Source organism: Nocardia sp. NPDC004168 (assembly GCF_040610355.1).
Taxonomy (GTDB): domain Bacteria; phylum Actinomycetota; class Actinomycetes; order Mycobacteriales; family Mycobacteriaceae; genus Nocardia; species Nocardia sichangensis.
Map to the genome: position 1 here is coordinate 233,148 of NZ_JBEXME010000001.1, position 18,506 is coordinate 251,653.

General features: G+C 69.4%; 25 protein-coding genes and 1 tRNA gene. 18 read left to right on the forward strand and 8 right to left on the reverse strand.

Annotated features, from left to right (window positions below):
- Window positions 1–99 precede the first annotated feature (99 nt).
- Window positions 100–522: a hypothetical protein gene (locus ABZW96_RS01140; RefSeq protein WP_355070132.1), complete on the forward strand. Its 423-nt coding sequence runs from the start codon at window positions 100–102 to the stop codon at window positions 520–522.
- A gap of 21 nt (window positions 523–543) precedes the next feature.
- Here the strand turns inward: ABZW96_RS01140 and ABZW96_RS01145 are convergent, their stop codons facing one another.
- A complete protein-coding gene (locus tag ABZW96_RS01145) occupies window positions 544–873 on the reverse strand; it encodes a helix-turn-helix domain-containing protein (protein WP_355070134.1) in 330 nt (109 codons plus the stop codon).
- 93 nt (window positions 874–966) lie between these two features.
- On the opposite strand from ABZW96_RS01145, the gene ABZW96_RS01150 reads away from it, so the two are divergent.
- Entirely contained in the window at window positions 967–2,181 is a 1,215-nt protein-coding gene (locus ABZW96_RS01150; protein ID WP_355070136.1) for an MFS transporter, read from the forward strand.
- Between the two features lie 70 nt (window positions 2,182–2,251).
- Window positions 2,252–2,327, forward strand: a tRNA-Gly gene (locus tag ABZW96_RS01155).
- A 168-nt stretch (window positions 2,328–2,495) separates the two neighbouring features.
- Here ABZW96_RS01155 and ABZW96_RS01160 read toward each other — a convergent pair.
- Entirely contained in the window at window positions 2,496–2,933 is a 438-nt protein-coding gene (locus tag ABZW96_RS01160; protein WP_355070138.1) for a glycosyltransferase family 9 protein, read from the reverse strand.
- 242 nt (window positions 2,934–3,175) lie between these two features.
- On the opposite strand from ABZW96_RS01160, the gene ABZW96_RS01165 reads away from it, so the two are divergent.
- From ABZW96_RS01165 to ABZW96_RS01185, 5 genes are all read left to right on the forward strand, one after another.
- Entirely contained in the window at window positions 3,176–3,307 is a 132-nt protein-coding gene (locus ABZW96_RS01165) for a hypothetical protein (protein ID WP_355070140.1), read from the forward strand.
- The gene (locus ABZW96_RS01170; RefSeq protein ID WP_355071005.1) at window positions 3,307–4,305 is read left to right on the forward strand and encodes a PfkB family carbohydrate kinase; all 999 of its coding nucleotides are present in this window, start codon (window positions 3,307–3,309) and stop codon (window positions 4,303–4,305) included. The genes ABZW96_RS01165 and ABZW96_RS01170 overlap by 1 nt, the downstream gene beginning before the upstream one ends.
- Before the next feature lie 293 nt (window positions 4,306–4,598).
- Window positions 4,599–5,276, forward strand: a complete 678-nt coding sequence (locus ABZW96_RS01175; protein WP_355070142.1) for a PAS and ANTAR domain-containing protein — start codon at window positions 4,599–4,601, stop codon at window positions 5,274–5,276.
- Window positions 5,277–5,426: 150 nt separating this feature from the next.
- Window positions 5,427–5,924 carry an STAS domain-containing protein gene (locus ABZW96_RS01180; protein ID WP_355070144.1) on the forward strand — a complete coding sequence of 166 codons (498 nt, stop codon included), beginning with the start codon at window positions 5,427–5,429 and terminating at the stop codon, window positions 5,922–5,924.
- Window positions 5,925–6,013: 89 nt separating this feature from the next.
- A complete protein-coding gene (locus ABZW96_RS01185; RefSeq protein WP_355070146.1) occupies window positions 6,014–6,835 on the forward strand; it encodes an RNA polymerase sigma factor SigF in 822 nt (273 codons plus the stop codon).
- A 43-nt stretch (window positions 6,836–6,878) separates the two neighbouring features.
- Here the strand turns inward: ABZW96_RS01185 and ABZW96_RS01190 are convergent, their stop codons facing one another.
- Both ABZW96_RS01190 and ABZW96_RS01195 read right to left on the reverse strand, forming a co-directional pair.
- Window positions 6,879–7,832, reverse strand: coding sequence for a helix-turn-helix transcriptional regulator (locus ABZW96_RS01190; protein ID WP_355070148.1), 954 nt, complete (start codon window positions 7,830–7,832; stop codon window positions 6,879–6,881).
- Between the two features lie 218 nt (window positions 7,833–8,050).
- Window positions 8,051–8,203, reverse strand: a complete 153-nt coding sequence (locus ABZW96_RS01195) for a hypothetical protein (protein ID WP_355070150.1) — start codon at window positions 8,201–8,203, stop codon at window positions 8,051–8,053.
- Window positions 8,204–8,212: 9 nt separating this feature from the next.
- Between ABZW96_RS01195 and ABZW96_RS01200 the strand changes: the two genes are divergently transcribed.
- Window positions 8,213–8,362, forward strand: coding sequence for a hypothetical protein (locus ABZW96_RS01200; RefSeq protein WP_355070152.1), 150 nt, complete (start codon window positions 8,213–8,215; stop codon window positions 8,360–8,362).
- A 46-nt stretch (window positions 8,363–8,408) separates the two neighbouring features.
- Here ABZW96_RS01200 and ABZW96_RS01205 read toward each other — a convergent pair whose 3' ends face one another.
- Both ABZW96_RS01205 and ABZW96_RS01210 read right to left on the reverse strand, forming a co-directional pair.
- Window positions 8,409–8,837, reverse strand: coding sequence for a low affinity iron permease family protein (locus ABZW96_RS01205; RefSeq protein ID WP_355070154.1), 429 nt, complete (start codon window positions 8,835–8,837; stop codon window positions 8,409–8,411).
- A gap of 132 nt (window positions 8,838–8,969) precedes the next feature.
- Window positions 8,970–9,926 carry a YihY/virulence factor BrkB family protein gene (locus ABZW96_RS01210; protein WP_355070156.1) on the reverse strand — a complete coding sequence of 319 codons (957 nt, stop codon included), beginning with the start codon at window positions 9,924–9,926 and terminating at the stop codon, window positions 8,970–8,972.
- Window positions 9,927–10,124: 198 nt separating this feature from the next.
- Between ABZW96_RS01210 and ABZW96_RS01215 the strand changes: the two genes are divergently transcribed.
- Window positions 10,125–10,613 (forward strand): FBP domain-containing protein, encoded by a 489-nt coding sequence (locus tag ABZW96_RS01215; protein ID WP_355070158.1) that lies wholly within the window; start codon window positions 10,125–10,127, stop codon window positions 10,611–10,613.
- Window positions 10,614–10,929: 316 nt separating this feature from the next.
- Here the strand turns inward: ABZW96_RS01215 and ABZW96_RS01220 are convergent, their stop codons facing one another.
- Window positions 10,930–11,322 (reverse strand): DUF4440 domain-containing protein, encoded by a 393-nt coding sequence (locus ABZW96_RS01220; protein ID WP_355070160.1) that lies wholly within the window; start codon window positions 11,320–11,322, stop codon window positions 10,930–10,932.
- A 91-nt stretch (window positions 11,323–11,413) separates the two neighbouring features.
- Between ABZW96_RS01220 and ABZW96_RS01225 the strand changes: the two genes are divergently transcribed.
- The gene (locus tag ABZW96_RS01225; protein ID WP_355070161.1) at window positions 11,414–12,526 is read left to right on the forward strand and encodes an alcohol dehydrogenase catalytic domain-containing protein; all 1,113 of its coding nucleotides are present in this window, start codon (window positions 11,414–11,416) and stop codon (window positions 12,524–12,526) included.
- 51 nt (window positions 12,527–12,577) lie between these two features.
- Here the strand turns inward: ABZW96_RS01225 and ABZW96_RS01230 are convergent, their stop codons facing one another.
- Window positions 12,578–13,012 carry a MarR family transcriptional regulator gene (locus ABZW96_RS01230; protein WP_355070163.1) on the reverse strand — a complete coding sequence of 145 codons (435 nt, stop codon included), beginning with the start codon at window positions 13,010–13,012 and terminating at the stop codon, window positions 12,578–12,580.
- 55 nt (window positions 13,013–13,067) lie between these two features.
- Between ABZW96_RS01230 and ABZW96_RS01235 the strand changes: the two genes are divergently transcribed.
- The 7 genes from ABZW96_RS01235 to ABZW96_RS01265 all read left to right on the forward strand — a co-directional run bounded on the left by ABZW96_RS01235 (window position 13,068) and on the right by ABZW96_RS01265 (window position 18,491).
- Window positions 13,068–13,535, forward strand: a complete 468-nt coding sequence (locus ABZW96_RS01235) for a hypothetical protein (protein WP_355070165.1) — start codon at window positions 13,068–13,070, stop codon at window positions 13,533–13,535.
- A 99-nt stretch (window positions 13,536–13,634) separates the two neighbouring features.
- The gene (gene dapB, locus ABZW96_RS01240) at window positions 13,635–14,381 is read left to right on the forward strand and encodes a 4-hydroxy-tetrahydrodipicolinate reductase (protein ID WP_355070167.1); all 747 of its coding nucleotides are present in this window, start codon (window positions 13,635–13,637) and stop codon (window positions 14,379–14,381) included.
- Between the two features lie 37 nt (window positions 14,382–14,418).
- Complete coding sequence (locus ABZW96_RS01245; protein WP_355070169.1) at window positions 14,419–14,919, forward strand: hypothetical protein; 501 nt, start codon at window positions 14,419–14,421, stop codon at window positions 14,917–14,919.
- A gap of 28 nt (window positions 14,920–14,947) precedes the next feature.
- Window positions 14,948–15,400, forward strand: coding sequence for a flavodoxin family protein (locus ABZW96_RS01250; RefSeq protein ID WP_355070171.1), 453 nt, complete (start codon window positions 14,948–14,950; stop codon window positions 15,398–15,400).
- 73 nt (window positions 15,401–15,473) lie between these two features.
- Entirely contained in the window at window positions 15,474–16,193 is a 720-nt protein-coding gene (locus ABZW96_RS01255) for a response regulator transcription factor (protein ID WP_355071007.1), read from the forward strand.
- Entirely contained in the window at window positions 16,157–17,479 is a 1,323-nt protein-coding gene (locus tag ABZW96_RS01260; RefSeq protein WP_355070173.1) for an ATP-binding protein, read from the forward strand. Before ABZW96_RS01255 ends, ABZW96_RS01260 begins: the two co-directional genes overlap by 37 nt.
- A complete protein-coding gene (locus ABZW96_RS01265) occupies window positions 17,472–18,491 on the forward strand; it encodes a hypothetical protein (protein WP_355070174.1) in 1,020 nt (339 codons plus the stop codon). Before ABZW96_RS01260 ends, ABZW96_RS01265 begins: the two co-directional genes overlap by 8 nt.
- Window positions 18,492–18,506 lie beyond the last annotated feature (15 nt).

Below are 18,506 nucleotides of genomic sequence, written 5' to 3' on the forward strand. Positions count from 1 at the left end.
CGATACTGTTTCGGCCGCCCGGCCGTCGGTTCTTCGCCGGAGGGCGCTGAACTCGATTGTCCGGGTGTCGGATCCGGCGATCTCTGGCAAGGAGTCGAGATGAACCGAACAAGTCGTGCCCTTCGCGTGCTCGGCGCGGTTTCGCTGTCCGTCGTCGTGCTGGCCGGGTGCGGCGGAACGGACGCGGACGCGGGCAAGCCGGGTGAGCCGACCGAGGCCGCACTGCGCACGGAAGCCACGAAGATGACCGAGGCGCTGGCGAGTCACGACTACGCCGCCGCGTACCGATTCCGTTCCGCGCGTTGCAGGCTCACGCTCAACGAGGACGACTACGTGGCGTCCATGGCGCAGCTGTACGACGGCCGGGACCTGAAGTCGAAGCCGTCGGAGATCACCGTCACCACGTCCGGATCGACCGGGACGGTCACGGTCAAGAATTTCGACGCCCGCGCCGCCCAGGACGACTCGAAGCCCAAGACCTGGACATTCGTCGACGGGCAGTGGCGCTTCGACAACTGCTGACCGCAGACCCGCTCGGCCGGGTCATTCCGGCCGGGCGCGGTTGGCGGCCGCCACGATCGTCGGCACCAGTCCGGGCAGAGCGGACTCGAGGTCGTCGGTGCGCAGACGCTGGCAGGTCTGGCCGTCGATGACCAGGCGCTCGATCACGCCCGCGTCGCGCAGGATCTTGAAATGGTGGGTGGCGGTCGACTTGTTGATCACCTCGTAGAGCGCGCCGCAGCGGACCGCCGTTCCCGCGTTGCTGAGCCGGCGCACCATTTCCAGGCGCACCGGGTCCTGCAGCGCGCTGAGCACCGCGGGCAGGGTGGCCACCGGGGGCGCCTGCTGGTCCGCGTCTCGGACATCGACCATGATCTGGCTCACTCTCGGGTTTGATGATCGTCGTACCGGATGTATCGTCGACTGCTGTTCGATCATCATCAAACCTACCTGATCGGAGTTCCGATGGCAGCGACGATGGCGGTGGCCGTCGACGAGCAGACCTCACAGCGCTGGGCTTACGCCCTGGTGCTGGCGGCCAGCGGCGTGGCGCTGGGGGTTTCGGGCGTTCCCGCGCCGCTCTACGGCATCTATCAGAAACAGTGGCATCTCTCGCCGCTCACCACGACCATCGTGTTCGCGGTCTACGCGGTGGCCGCCCTGGGCGCGGTGCTGGTATCCGGGCGGATCTCCGATGTGGTCGGCCGGAAACCGGTGCTGCTCGGCGCCTTCGCCACAATGGTCGCCGGATTGCTGGTATTCGTGCTCGCCGACAGCGTGCCCATGCTGCTGCTGGCCCGTGCGCTGCACGGCGTCGCGGTCGGCTCGACCGTGGTCGCGGGCGCGGCCGCGCTGCTGGATCTGCGTCCGCACCGCGGCGCGCGGTCCGGGCAACTCAGCGGCGTCGCGTTCAACGTGGGAATGGCGGTGGCGATCTTGGGCTCGGCGCTGCTGGCTCAGTACGCGCCGCATCCGTTGCGGACGCCGTACGTCGTGATCACCGTCGTCTGCCTCGCGATCGGCGTCGGTGTGCTCGCGCTGCGCGAACCGCATTCGGCCCGGGTGGCCGGGCGCATCCGGATCGCGAAACCCGCCGTGCCGCCGGAGATTCGGGCCGACTTCTGGTTCTCGGCCATCGGCGTGATGGCGGCCTGGTCGGTGCTGGGCGTGCTGCTGTCGCTGTACCCGTCGCTGGCCACGCAGCAGACCGGCATCCACAACTTGGTTTTCGGCGGCGCCGTCGTCGCCTCGACCGCCCTCTCCGGCGCCACCGCGCAACTGTTCGCGACCGGCGTGCCCGCTCGGCGGGCCGCGATCCTCGGCGACACCGGCATGGCGCTGGCGCTTGTGCTGACGGTGCCCGCGCTGGCCACACACAACTGGGTGGTGGTGCTCGCCGCGGGCGTCGCGCTGGGCGCGACCTTCGGACTCGGTTTCGGCGGATCGCTGCGCCACCTGTCGGATGTCGTGCCGCAACACAAGCGCGGCGAGACCATGTCGGCGTACTACTTGCTCGCCTATTCGGCCATGGCGCTGCCCACTATCGCGGCCGGTTGGGCGGCCACCACCTGGGGCCTGAGCGCCGTGTTCCCGTGGTTCGTCGGTGTCGTCGCCGTCGCCTGCCTGATCGCGGCCGGTCTCGGCCTGCGCCGCGACCGGTCTGGGGTCGTACGGGCATAGCGGCGATTGGCTTTTTGTCATGAGTGTCCGCTAATGTTCTGTGTCGCATCACGGTCACCGCGATGCGAATGCGGATGTAGCGCAGCTGGTAGCGCATCACCTTGCCAAGGTGAGGGTCGCGGGTTCGAATCCCGTCATCCGCTCCACGAAATCACCCGGCCGCTCCGCCGGATTCACGCGATCACATCCAGTCGATGGTCACTCGCCATCCCCCGGTGGACCTGCTGTGCGGTACCGGCCAACCAGCGTAGAACGTGTATCAGTCGCCTGGTGAGCGGTTCCCCGGACTCGCGCGGGTGTGTATCGGTCTGTGGTCAGCGGTGATCGAGCAGATCATCGATGTCGCGGACGACGTCTCCGGCCCGTACGCCCGCGACGAACGACACGTCGTGCGGGCAGCGGGGGAGTTCTTCGTCGGTGCAGTCGCAGTGGCAGACCGGGCAGGCCGTGGTCCACGACATCAGCACCCGGTCACGGGCGCGGCCGAGCGGCCCGGCGTTGATCACGTTGCCGATCCAGAAGATGCCCACGGTCGGGGTACCGAACGCCCTGGCCAGATGACGGGGTCCGCTGTCGTTGCCCACGAAGATCGCACTGCGGGCCAGGACGCCGCACAGCGTGGGCAGCGGCGCGCCGATCAGCGTGCGGACCTGCCGGGTCCGCACGCCGTCGGACGATCGCGCGCCGATACGCCAGCGGAGGTCCTCGACGAGGTCGCGATCGGGCTCCGAGCCCAAGAGGACGACCGCCATGTCCCGGTCGAGGGATCGATCGCGCTCGTCTGTCCCATGCGACCTCCTGTGGAGACGATCCGACGGCCCGGAACGAATGTCGTCGTTCTACCCGGGGTCCGACGGCACAAACCGCGCCGCATCCGAGACGGAATGTTTCGGCGCGGTCGGTCCGGGCATGTCCGCACGTGCGGGCTTCGCCGTGAGGCCCGGATCGGTAACTGCGCGTTCCATCCAATCGTCCTCGGCGAACGGAGACAGCAGTGCAGATCGTCACGGTGTCCGAGCACGCGGGCCCGGCGGCCGGATCCGGTGGCGACGGCCGTGGCGGGAGCGCCGCCGAAGCCCGGCACCTGTCGGCCGACTTCGGGTCTTCCCAGCTGGAGCGGCCGTGATGGCAGCGGGCGACCCGCTCGTCGTGATCGGCGACGCGCTGCTCGACATCGATGTCGAGGGCCGCGCCGACCGATGCAGCCCGGATACGACCGCTCCCGTCGTCGACGTCGCGCACCGGACGTTCCGCCCCGGTGGCGCGGGATTGGCGGCCCGGCTCGCCGCGGCGCAGGAGCGCGAAGTGGTGCTGATCGCGGGCTTCGCGGCAGACGAGGCGGCTGCCCGGCTGCGCGGGCTGCTGGACTCGCACGTGCGGGTCATCGCCCTTCCCCAGCGCGGTTCGACGGTCTGCAAACAGCGAGTGCGGGCGATCGGCCCCTGCGCCCCGAACGGCCACGCCCGTGCCCGGCAGTCCCTGCGGCCCATCCTGATCACCAGAATCGACTCCGGCGCCGGGCAGGTCGGCGCCGACCTGCTTCCCGATGAGGCGGTCGCCGTGCTTGCGGCGGCGCGCGCGGTCCTGGTCTCGGACTATGGTGGCGGCGCCGCGGCCCACCCGCAGATCCGTGGGCTGCTGCGCGCCCACGCCGACCACGTTCCGATCGTCTGGGACCCCCATCCCCGCGGACCCGTACCGATCCCGGGCGCGGCCCTGGTCACCCCGAATCACGCGGAAGCGCTCACCCTGCTGTCCGGGCGGCTCGACGACGGACCTGACCTGTGGAGGCTCGCCAAAGGGTGGGCTGTCGGGGCGATCGCGGTGACCCTCGGAACGGAAGGGGCCCTGGTCTGCCTGCGCGCGTCGGGCAAACGCCTGCGCATCCCGCTTCCGTCCGTGGCCAGGGCACCGGATGGCGCCGACACCTGCGGTGCGGGGGACAGCTTCGCCGTTGCCGCGGCAGCCCGCTTGGCCGAGGGGCGTGGACCGGAGAGCGCGGTGCGCCGCGCGGTGCTCGCGGCAGCCGAGTTCGTCGGGTCGGGCGCCGCCGCCGCGTTCTCGGAGACGGAAGCGGCGACGGTTTCCGGAGCGTCCGCCGCCCGCGACCGGCTGTGGACCTGATCCGCCTGCCTCGAAAACCTTGTGTACCAAGCGATCACCCCGAAGTTCGGAAACCGAGTCCTGCCTCGCTTTTCCGGAGGTAACCGAACCTCCTCGTGCCCGAGCCCGCCGCGGATGACATACTGGGTTCGCAGGTCACCGGCTGCCATCACGATGTGCGCGCGCCGGCCGTTGAGTCAACAGCGGATTCTCGGCCGAACGCGCCCGTGTCCGCGCGATCCCGTCGAAGGGATGGCGGCGGTGCCGTGGTGTCGCGGCCGCAAGCCCCTGTACCTCGGAGAGGCATTGCATTCATGACTCAACACGTGCAACCCCACATGTCCGATGTGCTCGCAGATAGCTCCATGCCGTCGGACCAGCCCGCGGTGGGAAGCTTCCGGTTCTGGTTCGCCACCCGTCGCTGGGAATGGTCGGCCGAGGTGTATCGCATGCACGGCTACCGGCCCGGTGAGATCGAGCCCACCACGGAGTTGTTGCTGGCGCACAAGCACCCGGACGACCGCACGCACGTCGCCGAGATCATCGAGCGCGCCATCGATCGAGGGGAGACCTTCTCGAGCAGGCACCGGTTCATCGACCTGTCCGGTCAGGAACACACCGTGCTCGTCGTCGCCGACCGGATCCTGGACGACGCCGGCACCGCCGTCGGCACCTCCGGTTTCTACGTCGACCTCTCCGGCACCATCGCCGAAGCGCACCAAGCCATGCTCGCCGCGACCCTGCCCGGACTCTACGAGAATCGCGCGGTGATCGAGCAGGCCAAAGGGGTGCTCATGCGCATCTATCAAATCAGCGCAGATCAGGCGTTCCAAGTGCTGCGCTGGCGTTCTCAGGAGACCAACACCAAATTACGAGCGCTCGCCCAGCAACTGATCGCCGAACTTCCGCTCGTCCCGCCGCCACCTGCGGACCTGGTCGCCGCGTTCGACCACATCCTGCTCACCGTCCATCACCGGATACCGCCCGACTGATCGTGCGAGAGGCGGCTCCCCGGCGGTGCGGGCATTTCGTTTTTCGGACCGATGTTCCGTGGGACTTCGTCTATCGCGCTGACATGCACGTCGATGGCTGTCAGGCTCGAGCATGCGGTCTCGTGCCGACACCGGCCGCGGGAGGTGCGCATGACCTGTCGGTACGGCGTGAAAGGCATCCGGACCGCGGATGGTCTGCTCGTGGTGACGTACGGTGAACTGGACGCGGCGAACGCCGACGAGTGCTTCACCGCGATCATCGATGTCGTCGAAAACTACTGCGACACAACCGCGAATCCCACTTCGGTCGTGATCGACCTCTGCGGGCTGCGTTTTCTTTCCTGCGCGGGCGTCAGTATGGTGCTGCGGCTGGCGAGATGGGCTGCGCGAGCGGGCATCTCGGTCGGCGTGACCGTGCCCGACGACGGCCCCGTGCGGCGCATCGTGGACGTCCTCGGAGTGGGACGGAGCGTGCCGGTCGTCGCGTGCCCGGCGCCTGCGGTACATGGCGGCGCCCACGACCCGCGCGAGTGCCGTTCGTCCGGAGTTCCGCTCCGGCGGCGTCCGGCGCTGACCCGCGGTCCCGAGAACGCAGATCCACGCTGTCGGCCGTCCGATTTACGAACAAGACCGCCCACGAGCGCTTGAGGCAGCCGCCGGGCGGTACCCCGCGATCATCGCCTCGTTCACCACCGGTGAGCGCGTCGATCGCTGGACAACGGGAATCGAGGAAGCTCATGTCATTGGCGACCGCGAACCACAGGACCGCCACACCCCGCCGGACGCGGCGCGGAACCGACAGCTACGACGGCATCGAACCGTGGCTGGAGAAACTGTCCGCGATGGACGAGAACGATCCCGAACGCTCGCGATTGCGGGAAGCGATTCTGCGGCGGTGTCTACCGCTCGCCGAGCACATCGCCCGTCGCTTCGTCGGTCGCGGGGAAAACTACGACGATCTGTACCAGATCGCGACTGTGGGGCTGGTGCTCGCGGTCGATCGGTTCGACCCGGCGCGGGGACCGTCGTTCCTGTCGTTCGCGGTCCCCACGATCATGGGCGAGGTGCGTCGCCACTTCCGCGATCACAGCTGGGCGGTGCGGGTGCCGCGCCGGATCAAGGAGATCCAGTTGACGATCGGCCCGGCCGTGGAGCGGCTCTCCCAGCGCCTGGAACGGATGCCGACCGCTCTGGAGATCGCCGTGGAGTTGAACCTCGACCTGACGGAAGTCACGCAAGCGCTGCTGGCAGGCAACGCCTATTCCACGAACTCGATCGACGCCGTCGTCGAGGACGACGACACCGGCAGCACCTCGGTCCGGATCGCGGAGACCTTCGGCGAGGAGGACCCGTCCTACGAGTTGACCGACGAGGCCCTGGCGATCGCTCCGCTGCTCGCCGAACTGCCCGAGCGAGAGCGGCGCGTGCTGCACATGCGCTTTTTCGAATCGCGCACGCAAGCACAGATCGCCGCGGTGCTCGGCGTCTCGCAGATGCACATCTCCCGGGTGCTGGCACGGACGCTCGCCGAGTTGCGCGAGCGCGCCATGCGGGACTGACCGCGGTCGCCCGGACTCGTCGCGGGCCGAAGGCCCCGCCGCGTCACGCGCTGAGCGTCGTGTGCGGGGGTCGGCCGTACGCGCCGCGATAGGCGGTCGCGAATCGTCCCGGGTGAGCGAAGCCCCAAGCCGCGGCGATGGAGGTCACTGTGTGCCCGTCGTCGGGCGAGAAGTCGCGCAGTTGTTCGTGCGCCCCGCGCAGGCGAAGCCGCCGCAGATACGCCATGGGCGTGGTGTCCAGATGGCGGCGGAACGCCAGTTGCAGCGCACGGGCGCTGACATAGGAGGCCGCGGCGATGTCGGCCACGCTGATGTCCTCGCACACATGTGCCTCGAGGTACGCCACTGCGCGCCGCACGGTGTCGGGATGGGCGTCGTTGCGGTCGCCAGCCGTCGGATCCAGGTGTGCGGTGCTCGGCAGGGTGTGCAGCACGGTGGCGGCCAGGTACTGCACGGCGGTGGATGCGATCAGCGGCGCCTCGCTGGCCACAGGATCCGCGGCGACACCGCGCATATGCCCCAGTACGTCGGACAGATGCTTCGCCGCGACCGCGGAGACCGGGCGATGACCCGTCAGGCGAACCGGCTCCAGGTCGTGCTCGGGGCTCGCGGCCGCCACCCGGGTCAGCAGCGCGGGATCGAACATCGTGATGCGGTAGCGGGCGTGGTGGACCACCCCGGAGTACGGCAGGTCCGGTGGCGTGAGCAGCCCGAGTTCACCGGGCTGGAAGAAGTCGGTGGTGCCGTCGGCATAGTTCTCTTCGATCGATCCCGAGTCCACCTCGCACAGGCAGATCTTGCCCAGCGGCTGAGCGTCGTACTTCATGTCGAAGCTCAGGTCGAGATCATCCAGGCTGACCGGACCGAGCATTTTCCGGGTGATGTCCGTGCGCACCGCCACACCGGTGCTGGTGCCGATCCGCATCCTGGTGTAGTTGGAATTGAGGAATTCCTCTGTGTCGCCCAAACTGTCGCTGTGGAAGGCCAAGGACTCCATTGCTGCGACACTCCTGCTGTTTCGATAAGGCATCCCGCCCAGCACGTCGTAAAAGGTTTGTCGAGCAACTCTGCTTCGACGTGCGGCCTGGTCACAATCGTGGTCGATTCAGGCGAGGCGCGCGGTTGGTACCACCAACTGCGACGAGGCTCCGATCCCGCACGCACCGAGATGAGGTGAATACCCGCTCCGGCTGCGTTTCAACCGTCGGGAGACTCCTACTCTACCCGCCGCGCGGCGATCGCACCGGGCGCCTGGGACGGGCACGCGCGGGTGGCGCGGGCATCGACGTGTTTCGTCCGCACCTCAGCGGCCACCCTGACCACGAAGGGCGCGGTGGCGTCCTTCTGCAACGCCGTCCCGAGAGACAAGGAGGCCCTATGGTTTCGCAGGACACGATCGCGCAATTGCGCCAGGACATCACCACCGCCTCGGACGCGGGTGACGAGGCGAATGCCGAGCGCCTGCGCCGTGAGCTCGCCGAAGCGATCCGGGAAGCCGACAAGAGCGGCGAGACCGAGCAGCGGTGACGGATCGGCGGACGCGCAGGCCGGCTGCTGCCGGCCTGCGCGCCGATCATCCCGCGCTCTCCCGGTTCTCGAGGCCGACGGCGTCGGTGAGTTCGCGGCGGTGACGCAGGAGTTCGGGGTGCTCGGAACTCAGCTCGCGCATCAGATCGCCAAGCCCGTCGGCGATGGCGTTGAGCTTCTGCTGGATGGCGGCGTCGGAGCGGCTCTGGGTGTTCTGCAGCAACGCGACGAGCAGGAAGGTGATGATCGTCGTCGCGGTGTTGATGACCAGTTGCCAGGTGTCGACGCTCGGCAGCAGGAAGATCGTCGGCGCCCACACCAAGACCAGGATCACACAGAAGACGAAGAATCCCGCTTTGGAGGCCAGTGCGCTGGCCGCTGTCGCGAAGCGGTCGAACACCGACAGTTTTCCCTTGATGTCCGACGGCATGGTGGCGGGCTTTCCGGCGACGGGGTTTTCAGTGCGCTGAGCCATGCGAATCCTCTCGAAAATGCCCGATCCAGACGGGCTTCGGTTTACCTGACCGGCCGGGTTCAAACGCCGTGTGCGGCGCGGCTGTGTCACCGATGCGCCGGCGCTGCCCCGCGAAACCCTTGCGGTTGTCGCTCATTCGTCCGGCTCGTCGCGCGGCGGCAAGTAGGGCTCGGCCTCCTCGGGGTGGCCGCCTGCGATGCTGCGCGCACGCGCGAGTTCGGCATCGAGTTCCGCCCCCAGCAGGATCGCGATGTTCGAGATCCACAGCCAGACGAGGAAGACGACCACGCCACCAAGAGAGCCGTAGACCCGGTTGTAGGAGCCGAAGTGGCCGACATAGAAAGCGAATCCCCAGGACGCGCCCGCCCAGAGGAGAACGGCTATGGCGCTACCGGGCGTCAGCCAGCGGAATCCCGGCTGCCGCACGTTCGGCGCCGCCCAGTACAGCAGGGCGAAGACCAGACCGATCAGTGCCATCATCACCGGCCACTTGACGATGCCCCACACTGTGATCGTGGCGTGCCCGAGGCCGAGCCACCGGCCGATCTGCTCGGCCAGCGAACCGCTGACGACGACGCCGACGGTGCAGGCGCCCAGCAAGACCACCACCGCGGCGGTCAGGGCGACCCGCACCGGCACGGTCTTCCAGACGGGCCGCCCCTCCGCGATGTCGTAGATGGCGTTGGTCGCGCGCATGAACGCGCCGATGTAGGCGGACGCGGTCCACAGCGCCGACGCCAATCCGAGCAATGCCAGCGGTCCGGCGGGTGCTTGCGCTTGCTCTATGTTGTTCACCGCGTCGACAAGCAGATCGGTACCGCTGCCCGGCGCGATCTCGCGCATGGTGTCGATCAGCGCCTTGGTGTCGTCGCGTCCCAGCATGCCCAGTCCTGCGGTCAACACGATCAACCCCGGAAACAGCGACAGCACGCTGTAGTACGTCAGCGCCGCGGCCCAGTCGGTGAGATTGTCCCTTTGGAACTCGCCGACCGACCGCTCGACCACGCCCCACCACGACCGCCACGGCAGATCCGCGGGCCCGCGCAGCCGGCGTCGCACCGCAAACCTCTTCTGCAATCCCTGCGCCACCCGCCTCACCTCCGCTCGCGACGGATACCCGGCAGGTGGGCTCCGAAACAGATTCGGAGGCAGTGATGTTCGATGATTTCGGCGCACTCGATGGGTGCTGGGCGCGGTGCGCGGAGGGCGGAAAATCCGTTGTTCCCCGTAGCACGGAACCGTAACGTCGCTCGAGTTTGTCCACCGATCGACCGAAGGAGACCCATCGTGGAACCCGTCACCGAACGCGACATCAGGTCGTCGTTCGTCAACTGTTCGAAAGGCGACGCCAAACGGCTGCCGGTACCCAAGGACCTGGACGAACGGCCCTGGGCGGATCTGGACTTCCTCGGCTGGAGCGATCTGTCTCTGCCCGGGCGCGGCTACCTGGTCGTCCCGCAGGACGACCGCTTGGTGGGCGTGGCGCTGCGCTATGCGACCGGCGGCACCGGCCGGGCGCAGATGTGCACGATCTGCCTGACCACCCATACCGGCGGCGGGGTCTCGCTGATGACCGCGCACAAGGCGGGCGAATCCGGCCGTAGGGGCAACTCGGTCGGCACCTACATGTGCACCGATCTCGCTTGCTCGCTCTACGCGCGCAACAAGAAGCGCCCCGCACTCGGGAGCCGATACCGCGAGGACCTCACGCCAGAAGAGAAGATCGAGCGGGTGCGCGACAACCTGAACACGTTCCTGGCGAAGCTGTACGCCTGATTCTCGCGCCCATCCACCGGCAGCCCGTGCGCTGCCCGCCAGAACGGAGGTAGATGCCATGTGCCGACATTCGACAACCGCACTATCGAGCCACCTCGAGTCGCCTACACCGCAACGGGACTCGGGGTGGCCGTGATTCCTCGCCGGTCGAGTCGGCCCGGAGCGCCCGGGTCGTCCCGTCCGGCGAGGAATCACCGCTCCGGAGATACCGAGCGCATCAGCCCGTCGGTTCGTCGTGCGCGGGTTCCCACACCGCGCGCAAGCTGGGGGCGCCGGGGACCAGAACGCATCGCGCGCATCCCGACGCTGGGAAGGGTCAGGTCGGTGCGGACTCGGTCTCGTGCACCGTCAGCCAGCGAACCGCGCCGGGGTCATCGGTGGTCAGCACGGCGGTCACCCGGCGGCTGGTGACGCTTCCGGCCGTCCGATGTGTCTCCAGGAATCGCACCACCGCGATGTCGCCGGAGCGCAGGAGTTCCTCGACTTCGGACACTTCGATCGCCAATCCGGGCAGAGCGTTTCGCGCGCCGCGGACACCCGCGAGCAACGCGCCGCGCCCGAGTACTTCGCCACCGGTCGTCACCATGCTGAACCGCTCGTGCTGCGCCGCGGCGAATCGCTCGAACACCTCCGCCTGCGCTTGCGACCCGAGCCACGTGGCGAGGTCGGCGTGCAACCGCTCGACCGCATCCACCAGATCCACACCCATGCGCGGCATCGTACGCAGGCGGCGACCGACGTGGCGAGGAGCGGCGACCGTCCCATGTGCCCGGACCGCAGGGCGCGGTAGCGTCGGCGGCATGAAGATTCGTGGAGCGGTCCTGGAGCAGATCGCGGCGCAGGCGCCCTTCGCCGAGTCGGCGCCCATCACCGTGTGCGATCTGGAGCTGCGCGAGCCGGGGCCGGGAGAACTGCTGGTCCGGATCGAGGCGGCGGGGATCTGCCATTCGGACCTGTCCGTGGTGGACGGCAACCGGGTCCGGCCGGTGCCCATGCTGCTTGGCCACGAGGCCGCGGGCCGGGTGGAAGCGGTCGGTCCCGGTGACGGCGATATCGCGGTCGGGCAGCGCGTGGTCATGACGTTCCTGCCGCGGTGCGGTGAGTGCGCGGGGTGCGCGACCGACGGTCGCACGCCTTGCGTGCCCGGCAGCGTCGCCAACAACGCGGGCGAATTGCTCAACGGCGGCAGGCGGTTGTCCCGTGACGGCGCCGAGGTGCACCACCACCTGGGTGTGTCCGCTTTCGCCACCCACGCGGTGGTGGATCGCAGGTCGGTCGTGCCGGTCGAGGACGACGTGCCCGCCGAGGTCGCCGCCGTCCTCGGTTGCGCCGTGCTGACCGGCGGTGGCGCTCTGCTGAACTCGGCGCGACCCGGCGCCGGTGACCGGGTGATGGTCGTCGGCCTGGGCGGCGTCGGGATGGCGGCGGTGCTGGTCGCGGTGTCGCTCGCCGCCGAGGGACACGAGGTGATCGCGGTCGACACCGTGCCGGAGAAGCTGGCGCTCGCCCGGGAATTGGGCGTGCACGCGGCATACACCCCGGCCGAGGTCGCCGAGCTCGGTGTGCAGGCCGAGGTGGTGGTCGAGGCGGCGGGCAACGTCCGTGCCTTCGAGACCGCCGTCGCCGCGACCGCTCCGGGCGGCACGACCGTGACGGTCGGACTGCCCGCTCCCGACGCCCGTGCCAGCATCTCGCCGTTGGCGCTGGTCGCCCAGGGGCGCTCCATCGTCGGCAGTTACCTCGGTTCCGCGGTGCCGTCGCGGGACATCCCCGAGTACGTCCGCATGTGGCGGGCGGGACGTCTGCCGGTGGAGCGGCTCGTCTCGGCGCACGTCGGGCTCGACGAAATCAACCGCGCCATGGACGAACTCGCCGCGGGCCACGCCTTGCGGCAGGTCATCGTCTTCGACTGACCCGGTGCGCCGCCGGAACCCGCTCGACCGCGGGCGTGCGGCGCGCGTCGCTCAACCGGCGGGCCGGTCCATCCGGTCGACGAATCGCTCCAGCAGGCGGGCGAACTCGGCGCGCTCGGCGGGGGTCCAGTCGGCCATGGCGGCGGCCATGGCGGCGCGCCTGCCCGCTCTGGCCGCGGCCACCGCCTGGTTCCCGGCGGCGGTCAGGCGCAGGACCGAACGCCGTCCGTCGCGCTGATCGGCGACGCGTTCCAGCAGGCCGGAGGACACCGCCTGGGCTGCGAGGCGGCTGGCCCTCGGCTGATCCACGCCGAGCGCGGGAGCGAGCGCGCCGACCGTGTCGGCCGCGCCGTCGGCCACGGCGTCCAGCGCGCGGAACACCGCGACCGGAATCGCGCCGTCGCTCAGCGCACCGCGTGTCTGCCTGCGCCGGATCCGAACCATCGCCGCTTCGACGGCGACGGTGATCGCATCGTCCTCGTCCATTCGCTCACTTTGTCATGCCCGGAATTTATATGTAATACTACATGTAGTTGTTGACATGCATAGATTGGAAGTGGTCATGGCCGTTCATCGCCCCATCGGGTACTGGCTGGTGGAGCTCGATCGACTGATCAACCAGCGCTTCGACGAAGACCTCGCCTCGGGTCGACTCACTCGCAGGCGCTGGCAGGTGACGCACTCGCTGGCCGACGGACCGCAGCGCGCCGATGACATCCGCCACGCGCTCGACACGTTTTGGACCGACGACTCCGAATGGCCGACCGAACTGGCCGGACTCGTCGCCGACGGGCTGGTCTCCGACGACGGTGGCGTGCTGTCGCTGACCGCTGAGGGCCGCATCACTCACGACCAGGCATTCGTTCGGATCGCCGAGCGTAGAAGGCAATTCGCGGAGGGAATCAGTGACGAACAGTTCGCCGCGACCGTGCGGACCCTGCAGCGGATGGTCGAGAATCTCGGCGGCGCGCCGAACTCGGAGATCGGGGAACCGCAGCGGGCGCGATAGGCGGTTGCCGCCCTTTCGCGGGGCACTGTCGGGCGGCGGGTTCGCGGTCGGCCCGGCCCATTAGGCTGATCACGACCGGAAACGGAACGAGGAGGTGCGGTGGCCATTCGGGTCGGAGTGCTCGGAGCGCGAGGCAAAGTCGGACAGGCGATCTGCGCGGCGGTGACGGCGGCGGACGATCTGGAACTGGTCGCCGCCGTCGACAAGGACGATTCGCTCGACGGGTTCGTCGCGGCGGATACCCAGGTGGTCGTCGACTTCACCCACCCCGACGTGGTGATGGGGAATCTGAAGTTCCTGGTGGAGCACGGCATCCACGCGGTGGTCGGCACCACCGGTTTCGATGAGGCTCGCTTGGCGGAGGTGCGGAGCTGGTTGTCGGGTCGCCCAGAAGTCGGCGTGCTGATCGCGCCGAACTTCGCCATCGGCGCGGTGCTGACCATGCGTTTCGCCGAGCAGGCCGCCCGGTTCTTCGAATCGGTGGAGGTCATCGAGTTGCACCACCCCAACAAAGCGGACGCGCCGTCCGGGACCGCCTACCGCACCGCGGGCTTGATCGCCGCCGCCCGGGACAAAGCGAGCCTGAACCGCAGTCCCGACGCGACGACAACCGAGCTGGAGGGTGCGCGCGGCGCCGAGGTGGACGGGGTGCGGGTGCACTCGGTGCGGCTCGCCGGTCTGGTCGCCCACCAAGAGGTGCTGTTCGGCACGCAGGGTGAGACGCTCACGATCCGGCACGACTCGATCGACCGCTCGTCGTTCGCCCCCGGTGTCCTGCTCGGCGTGCGTGAGATCGCGAACCGCCCCGGCCTCACCGTCGGACTCGACCCGTTCCTGGACCTGTGAGCCGGCGGCGAGCGCCGCGGCGGGCTGGAGCGCGACCGTGAGCGGCTCGGAGCCTGCCGAGCGCAAGGGCAGCGGGGAAATCGTCAAGGTGGTCGCGCCGATCGCGGTGCTCATCTTGGTGCTCGTGTTCTATTTCCTGCTGCTCGGCCGGATCGCGTTCAGCCTGATCGGTTCGGGCGAGGTGGCGGCGATCGTGATCGGCGTCGGCGTGCTGATCCTGCCGCTGCTGGGCGTCTGGATCGTCGTGGCCACGGTGCGTGCGGCCCTGGCGCATCAGCAACTGGCGCGGCGCATCCACGACGAGGGCCTGGAACTCGACACCTCCGCGTTGCCGCGCCTGCCGTCCGGCCGCATCGAACGTGCGGCCGCCGACGAGCTCTTCGCGACGGTCAAGGCGGAGTGGGAGGCCGACCCGGACAACTGGCGCGTCTCCTACCGCCTCGCGCGCGCCTACGACTACGCCGGTGACCGCACCAGGGCCCGCGAGACCATGCGCCGCGCGGTCGCCCTGGAACGGCACGAGCGCGGCACCGACTGACGAGCGCGCGGGCCGATACCATCGCAGGGTGGCCCGGTTGCTGATCATCCATCACACGCCGTCCCCGCACATGCAGGCGATGTTCGAGGCCGTCGTCTCCGGGGCCACGGACCCCGAGATCGAAAACGTGGAGGTGGTGCGCCGAGCCGCGCTGGCCGTCACCGCGTCCGACGTGCTGGCCGCCGACGGATATCTGCTGGGCAGTCCGGCGAACCTGGGATACATGAGTGGTGCGCTCAAGCACGCGTTCGACACGTTCTACTATCCGTGCCTGGACTCCACGCGCGGGCGTCCGTACGGCATGTATCTGCACGGCAACGAAGGCACCGAGGGCGCCGAGCGCGGGGTGGCGAGCATCACCACCGGACTGGGCTGGGAGCAGGCCTCCGCCGCGGTCGTGGTCTCCGGTCCGCCCGCCAAGGAGGATTTGCAGCGGTGCTGGGAGCTGGGCGCCACGCTCGCGGCCGGGCTGATGCCCTGATCCCCCGAATTCTGGTGTCTGACCATGGCGCACCATTGCCCGGCATACTGTCTGCGATGTTGTCGCGGTGGGGATGTGGACGAGTACCTCGGGATGGGAGAGCCAGGTGACCTGGGCCGAAGGGAGCGAGAACGCCCCGCGCCGAATCGGATTGGTCGAGGACCACGAATCGGTCGCGATCGGTCTCGCCGCGATGCTCGCGCGGGAAACGGATCTCGATCTGGTGCTGACCGCGGGCACCGTGCCGGAACTGCTGTCCGCCGCCGACGGCGCGCCGAAGCTGGATCTGGTGGTGCTGGACCTGCGGCTGGCCGACGGGTCCTCGCCCGAGGACAACGTGCGCGCCCTGCGTGACCGCGGCATCGAGGTGCTGGTCTTCACCGGCGCGGACAACGCCTTCCTGGTGCGGTCCGCCGCGCGCGCCGGGGTGCTCGGTGTGGTGCGCAAGTCCGAGGACGTGCCGACGGTCGTCGCCGCCGTGCGCCGTGCGGCCAGCGGCGAACAGGTGGTCACCACCGACTGGGCGGCCGCCATCGACGGCGATCCGCAGTTGTCCGACGTGGGCCTGAGCCCGCGCCAGGAGGAAGTGCTCACGCTGTACGCGTCCGGAGAGAAGGCATCCCGGGTCGCGCGGTTGACCGGCCTGTCCGAGCAGACGGTCAACGACTATCTCGGCCGGATCCGGCAGAAGTACGCCGACGCCGGTCGTCCGGCGCCCACCAAGACCGACCTCTACAAGCGGGCGGTGGAGGACGGGTGGCTGCCGGTTCCCGAGCGGCAGCCGCGCGGATGACCGCGTCCAGCATGCTGGACACTCCGTCGCACCCCCGTTCCCGCCCGCTCGACCGGCCGCGTGCGAGCCGTTGGCGTCGCGGAGTCGTCGCGCTGTCCAGGGAGAAGGTCTCCGAGGGCGCCGCCGATCGCATCCTGCGCCGGTTCGGTTTCGCCATCGGCATCGCCGGCGTGATCGCCGCGATCGTGGAACTGCCCGAGATCGCCGATCAAGGCCGTTTCGTGCCCGTTCAGTGGACGATCGTCGAGGTGGTGCTGGCGTTCGGACTGTTCCCGGTGCTCGCGGTCGTTTCGGTCGGTATGGGCCCGCGCGTGATCCAGCGGGTGGCCGGTGCGGCGGCGGTGAGTTTCCTCGGGGCGATGGCGGTGGTTCCGGTGGCGTACGCGGCGCCGAATGCCGAAGCGGCTTCGGTGTGGCTGTATCGGGTGTTGGCACTCGGCGTGCTCGCGGCCGTGCTCGCCTGGCGCCCACCGCTGGCCGTGGCCTACCTGGTGGTGGGTGCCGCGTTCAGCGCGCTGGCCAATCTGGTCGTGCTGCGGGAGACCACCGCACTCGCGCTGCTGGGCGATTTCGCCAGGGCGGCGGGACTGAGCGCGCTGTTCCTGTGGTGCGTGATCTATGCCAGGGCGGCGGCGGCCCGAGTGGATCGTGAGTCGGCGATCGAGAGCAGCCGCGCGGCGGCGGTCGCGGGCACGGCGGCCCGGGAACGGGAACGAGCGCGATTCGCCGCGCTGATCCACGACGCCGTGCTGTCCACTCTGCTGGATGCCTCTCGCACCGGGACCGAATCTCCGGTGCTGCGCCGCCAAGCTGAACGGACCCTGGAACAACTCGACGAGTGCCGGGGCGCCGAGATCGAACCCGACCGGCTGGACGCGCAATCCGCGATCGGGTTCCTGCGCTCGGCCGTGCACGAGGTGAACCCCGGTATCCGGTTCACCACGCGGCGCTGGGCCGGATTCGACGATCTGCACCTGCCGGTGGACGCCGCGAGCACGATCGCGGCCGCGCTGGCCGAGGCCGTGCGCAACAGCCTGCGGCACGCCACCGTCGTCGGGCGAGAGGTGCGCCGGACCGTCACTGTGACGATCAGCGCCGGCGGGATTCGCGTGGTGTTCCGCGACGACGGAGCGGGCTTCGACCTGAGCGCGGTGCCCGTCGATCGGCTCGGCATCTCGGTGAGCATCCTGGGCCGCATGCGTCAGCTGTCCGGCGGCGCCGGGTTCGTGGAATCCGAGCCGGGCGAGGGAACGACCGTGACGCTGGTGTGGGGCGGAAATGGCTGAGACGGAAACCGAATTCGGGTTGCGCGATCTGCTCGGGCTCCGCGACCGCGCGGCCTGGTTGTTCCTGGTCGTGCTCGAAGCGACCATCGTGCTGTACATGGTCCGGAACTTCTCGGAATCGCCGGTGGCCGCGGCGGTCGCGGCACTGGTCGTGCTGGCACTGGCCGGTGTCGTGGTGATGGCGGCGCCCACCGACCCGCTGCCTTGGCCCGCGACCGTGTTCGTCGCCGCCTCCGGACCGCTGGCCACCACCCTGACCTCGTTCGATGTCGAGCACGGTTGGTCGAAGCAGGTGTGGACGGCGTTCGCCGCGTCCTACGTGCTGGCCGTGCTGGTGCTGCGCGGACGATCGGCCGCGGCCTGGCTCGGTGTCGCCGGCATCGGCGTGGTGATCGCCGTGGTCGGTGTGGTGGCGGGCCTGCGGGAGGGCGTCGTCGTCGGTTCGATCGTGCCGGTCGCCACGGTCGCCGGGGTTTCCCTGTTCGCGGCGATCATGCGGCCCACCCAGCGATCGCTGCGGCTGCTGCGCGACGAAGCGGCCATGCGCGCCGCCGCCGAAGCCGCCATGGCCGCGGAGAACTCCGAACGCACCCGTCAGCTGGCTCGGTTGGACGCGGTGGCGCGCCCGATCCTGGAACGCATCGCCGACGGCGACGAACTCACCGCCGCCGAGCGGGAACAGTGCAGGCTCCTGGAAGCCGAACTCCGCGACGGGCTTCGGGCACCGCAGCTGGCCACCGATCAACTCAACAGCGCCGCCCGCGGAGCGCGCTCCCGCGGTGTCGAGGTGATCCTGCTCGACGACGGCGGTTTCACCGGCGTCCCGCATCGGGTGCGCCAGCAGGTGATCGACGCCGCCACCAAAGAACTGGACGCCGCCAATGACGGTTCGGTCACCGTCCGCATCCTCCCGACCGGCCGCCGCATCCTGGCTACCGTCCTGGCTACCGCGTCGGACCGCGACCGCCGCACGGAGATCGACGCCACGGGCGCGGTCACGGTATCCACCTGACCTGTCGGTGCCCCA

Bases quoted from the DNA above. Each gene is read 5' to 3' on its own strand.
- ABZW96_RS01140 (WP_355070132.1), top strand. From the start codon at position 100: ATGAACCGAACAAGTCGTGCCCTTCGCGTGCTCGGCGCGGTTTCGCTG.
- ABZW96_RS01145 (WP_355070134.1), bottom strand. From the start codon at position 873: ATGGTCGATGTCCGAGACGCGGACCAGCAGGCGCCCCCGGTGGCCACC.
- ABZW96_RS01150 (WP_355070136.1), top strand. From the start codon at position 967: ATGGCAGCGACGATGGCGGTGGCCGTCGACGAGCAGACCTCACAGCGC.
- ABZW96_RS01160 (WP_355070138.1), bottom strand. From the start codon at position 2,933: ATGGCGGTCGTCCTCTTGGGCTCGGAGCCCGATCGCGACCTCGTCGAG.
- ABZW96_RS01170 (WP_355071005.1), top strand. From the start codon at position 3,307: ATGGCAGCGGGCGACCCGCTCGTCGTGATCGGCGACGCGCTGCTCGAC.
- ABZW96_RS01175 (WP_355070142.1), top strand. From the start codon at position 4,599: ATGACTCAACACGTGCAACCCCACATGTCCGATGTGCTCGCAGATAGC.
- ABZW96_RS01180 (WP_355070144.1), top strand. From the start codon at position 5,427: ATGACCTGTCGGTACGGCGTGAAAGGCATCCGGACCGCGGATGGTCTG.
- ABZW96_RS01185 (WP_355070146.1), top strand. From the start codon at position 6,014: ATGTCATTGGCGACCGCGAACCACAGGACCGCCACACCCCGCCGGACG.
- ABZW96_RS01190 (WP_355070148.1), bottom strand. From the start codon at position 7,832: ATGGAGTCCTTGGCCTTCCACAGCGACAGTTTGGGCGACACAGAGGAA.
- ABZW96_RS01200 (WP_355070152.1), top strand. From the start codon at position 8,213: ATGGTTTCGCAGGACACGATCGCGCAATTGCGCCAGGACATCACCACC.
- ABZW96_RS01205 (WP_355070154.1), bottom strand. From the start codon at position 8,837: ATGGCTCAGCGCACTGAAAACCCCGTCGCCGGAAAGCCCGCCACCATG.
- ABZW96_RS01220 (WP_355070160.1), bottom strand. From the start codon at position 11,322: ATGGGTGTGGATCTGGTGGATGCGGTCGAGCGGTTGCACGCCGACCTC.
- ABZW96_RS01225 (WP_355070161.1), top strand. From the start codon at position 11,414: ATGAAGATTCGTGGAGCGGTCCTGGAGCAGATCGCGGCGCAGGCGCCC.
- ABZW96_RS01230 (WP_355070163.1), bottom strand. From the start codon at position 13,012: ATGGACGAGGACGATGCGATCACCGTCGCCGTCGAAGCGGCGATGGTT.
- ABZW96_RS01235 (WP_355070165.1), top strand. From the start codon at position 13,068: ATGCATAGATTGGAAGTGGTCATGGCCGTTCATCGCCCCATCGGGTAC.
- ABZW96_RS01255 (WP_355071007.1), top strand. From the start codon at position 15,474: ATGTGGACGAGTACCTCGGGATGGGAGAGCCAGGTGACCTGGGCCGAA.
- ABZW96_RS01265 (WP_355070174.1), top strand. From the start codon at position 17,472: ATGGCTGAGACGGAAACCGAATTCGGGTTGCGCGATCTGCTCGGGCTC.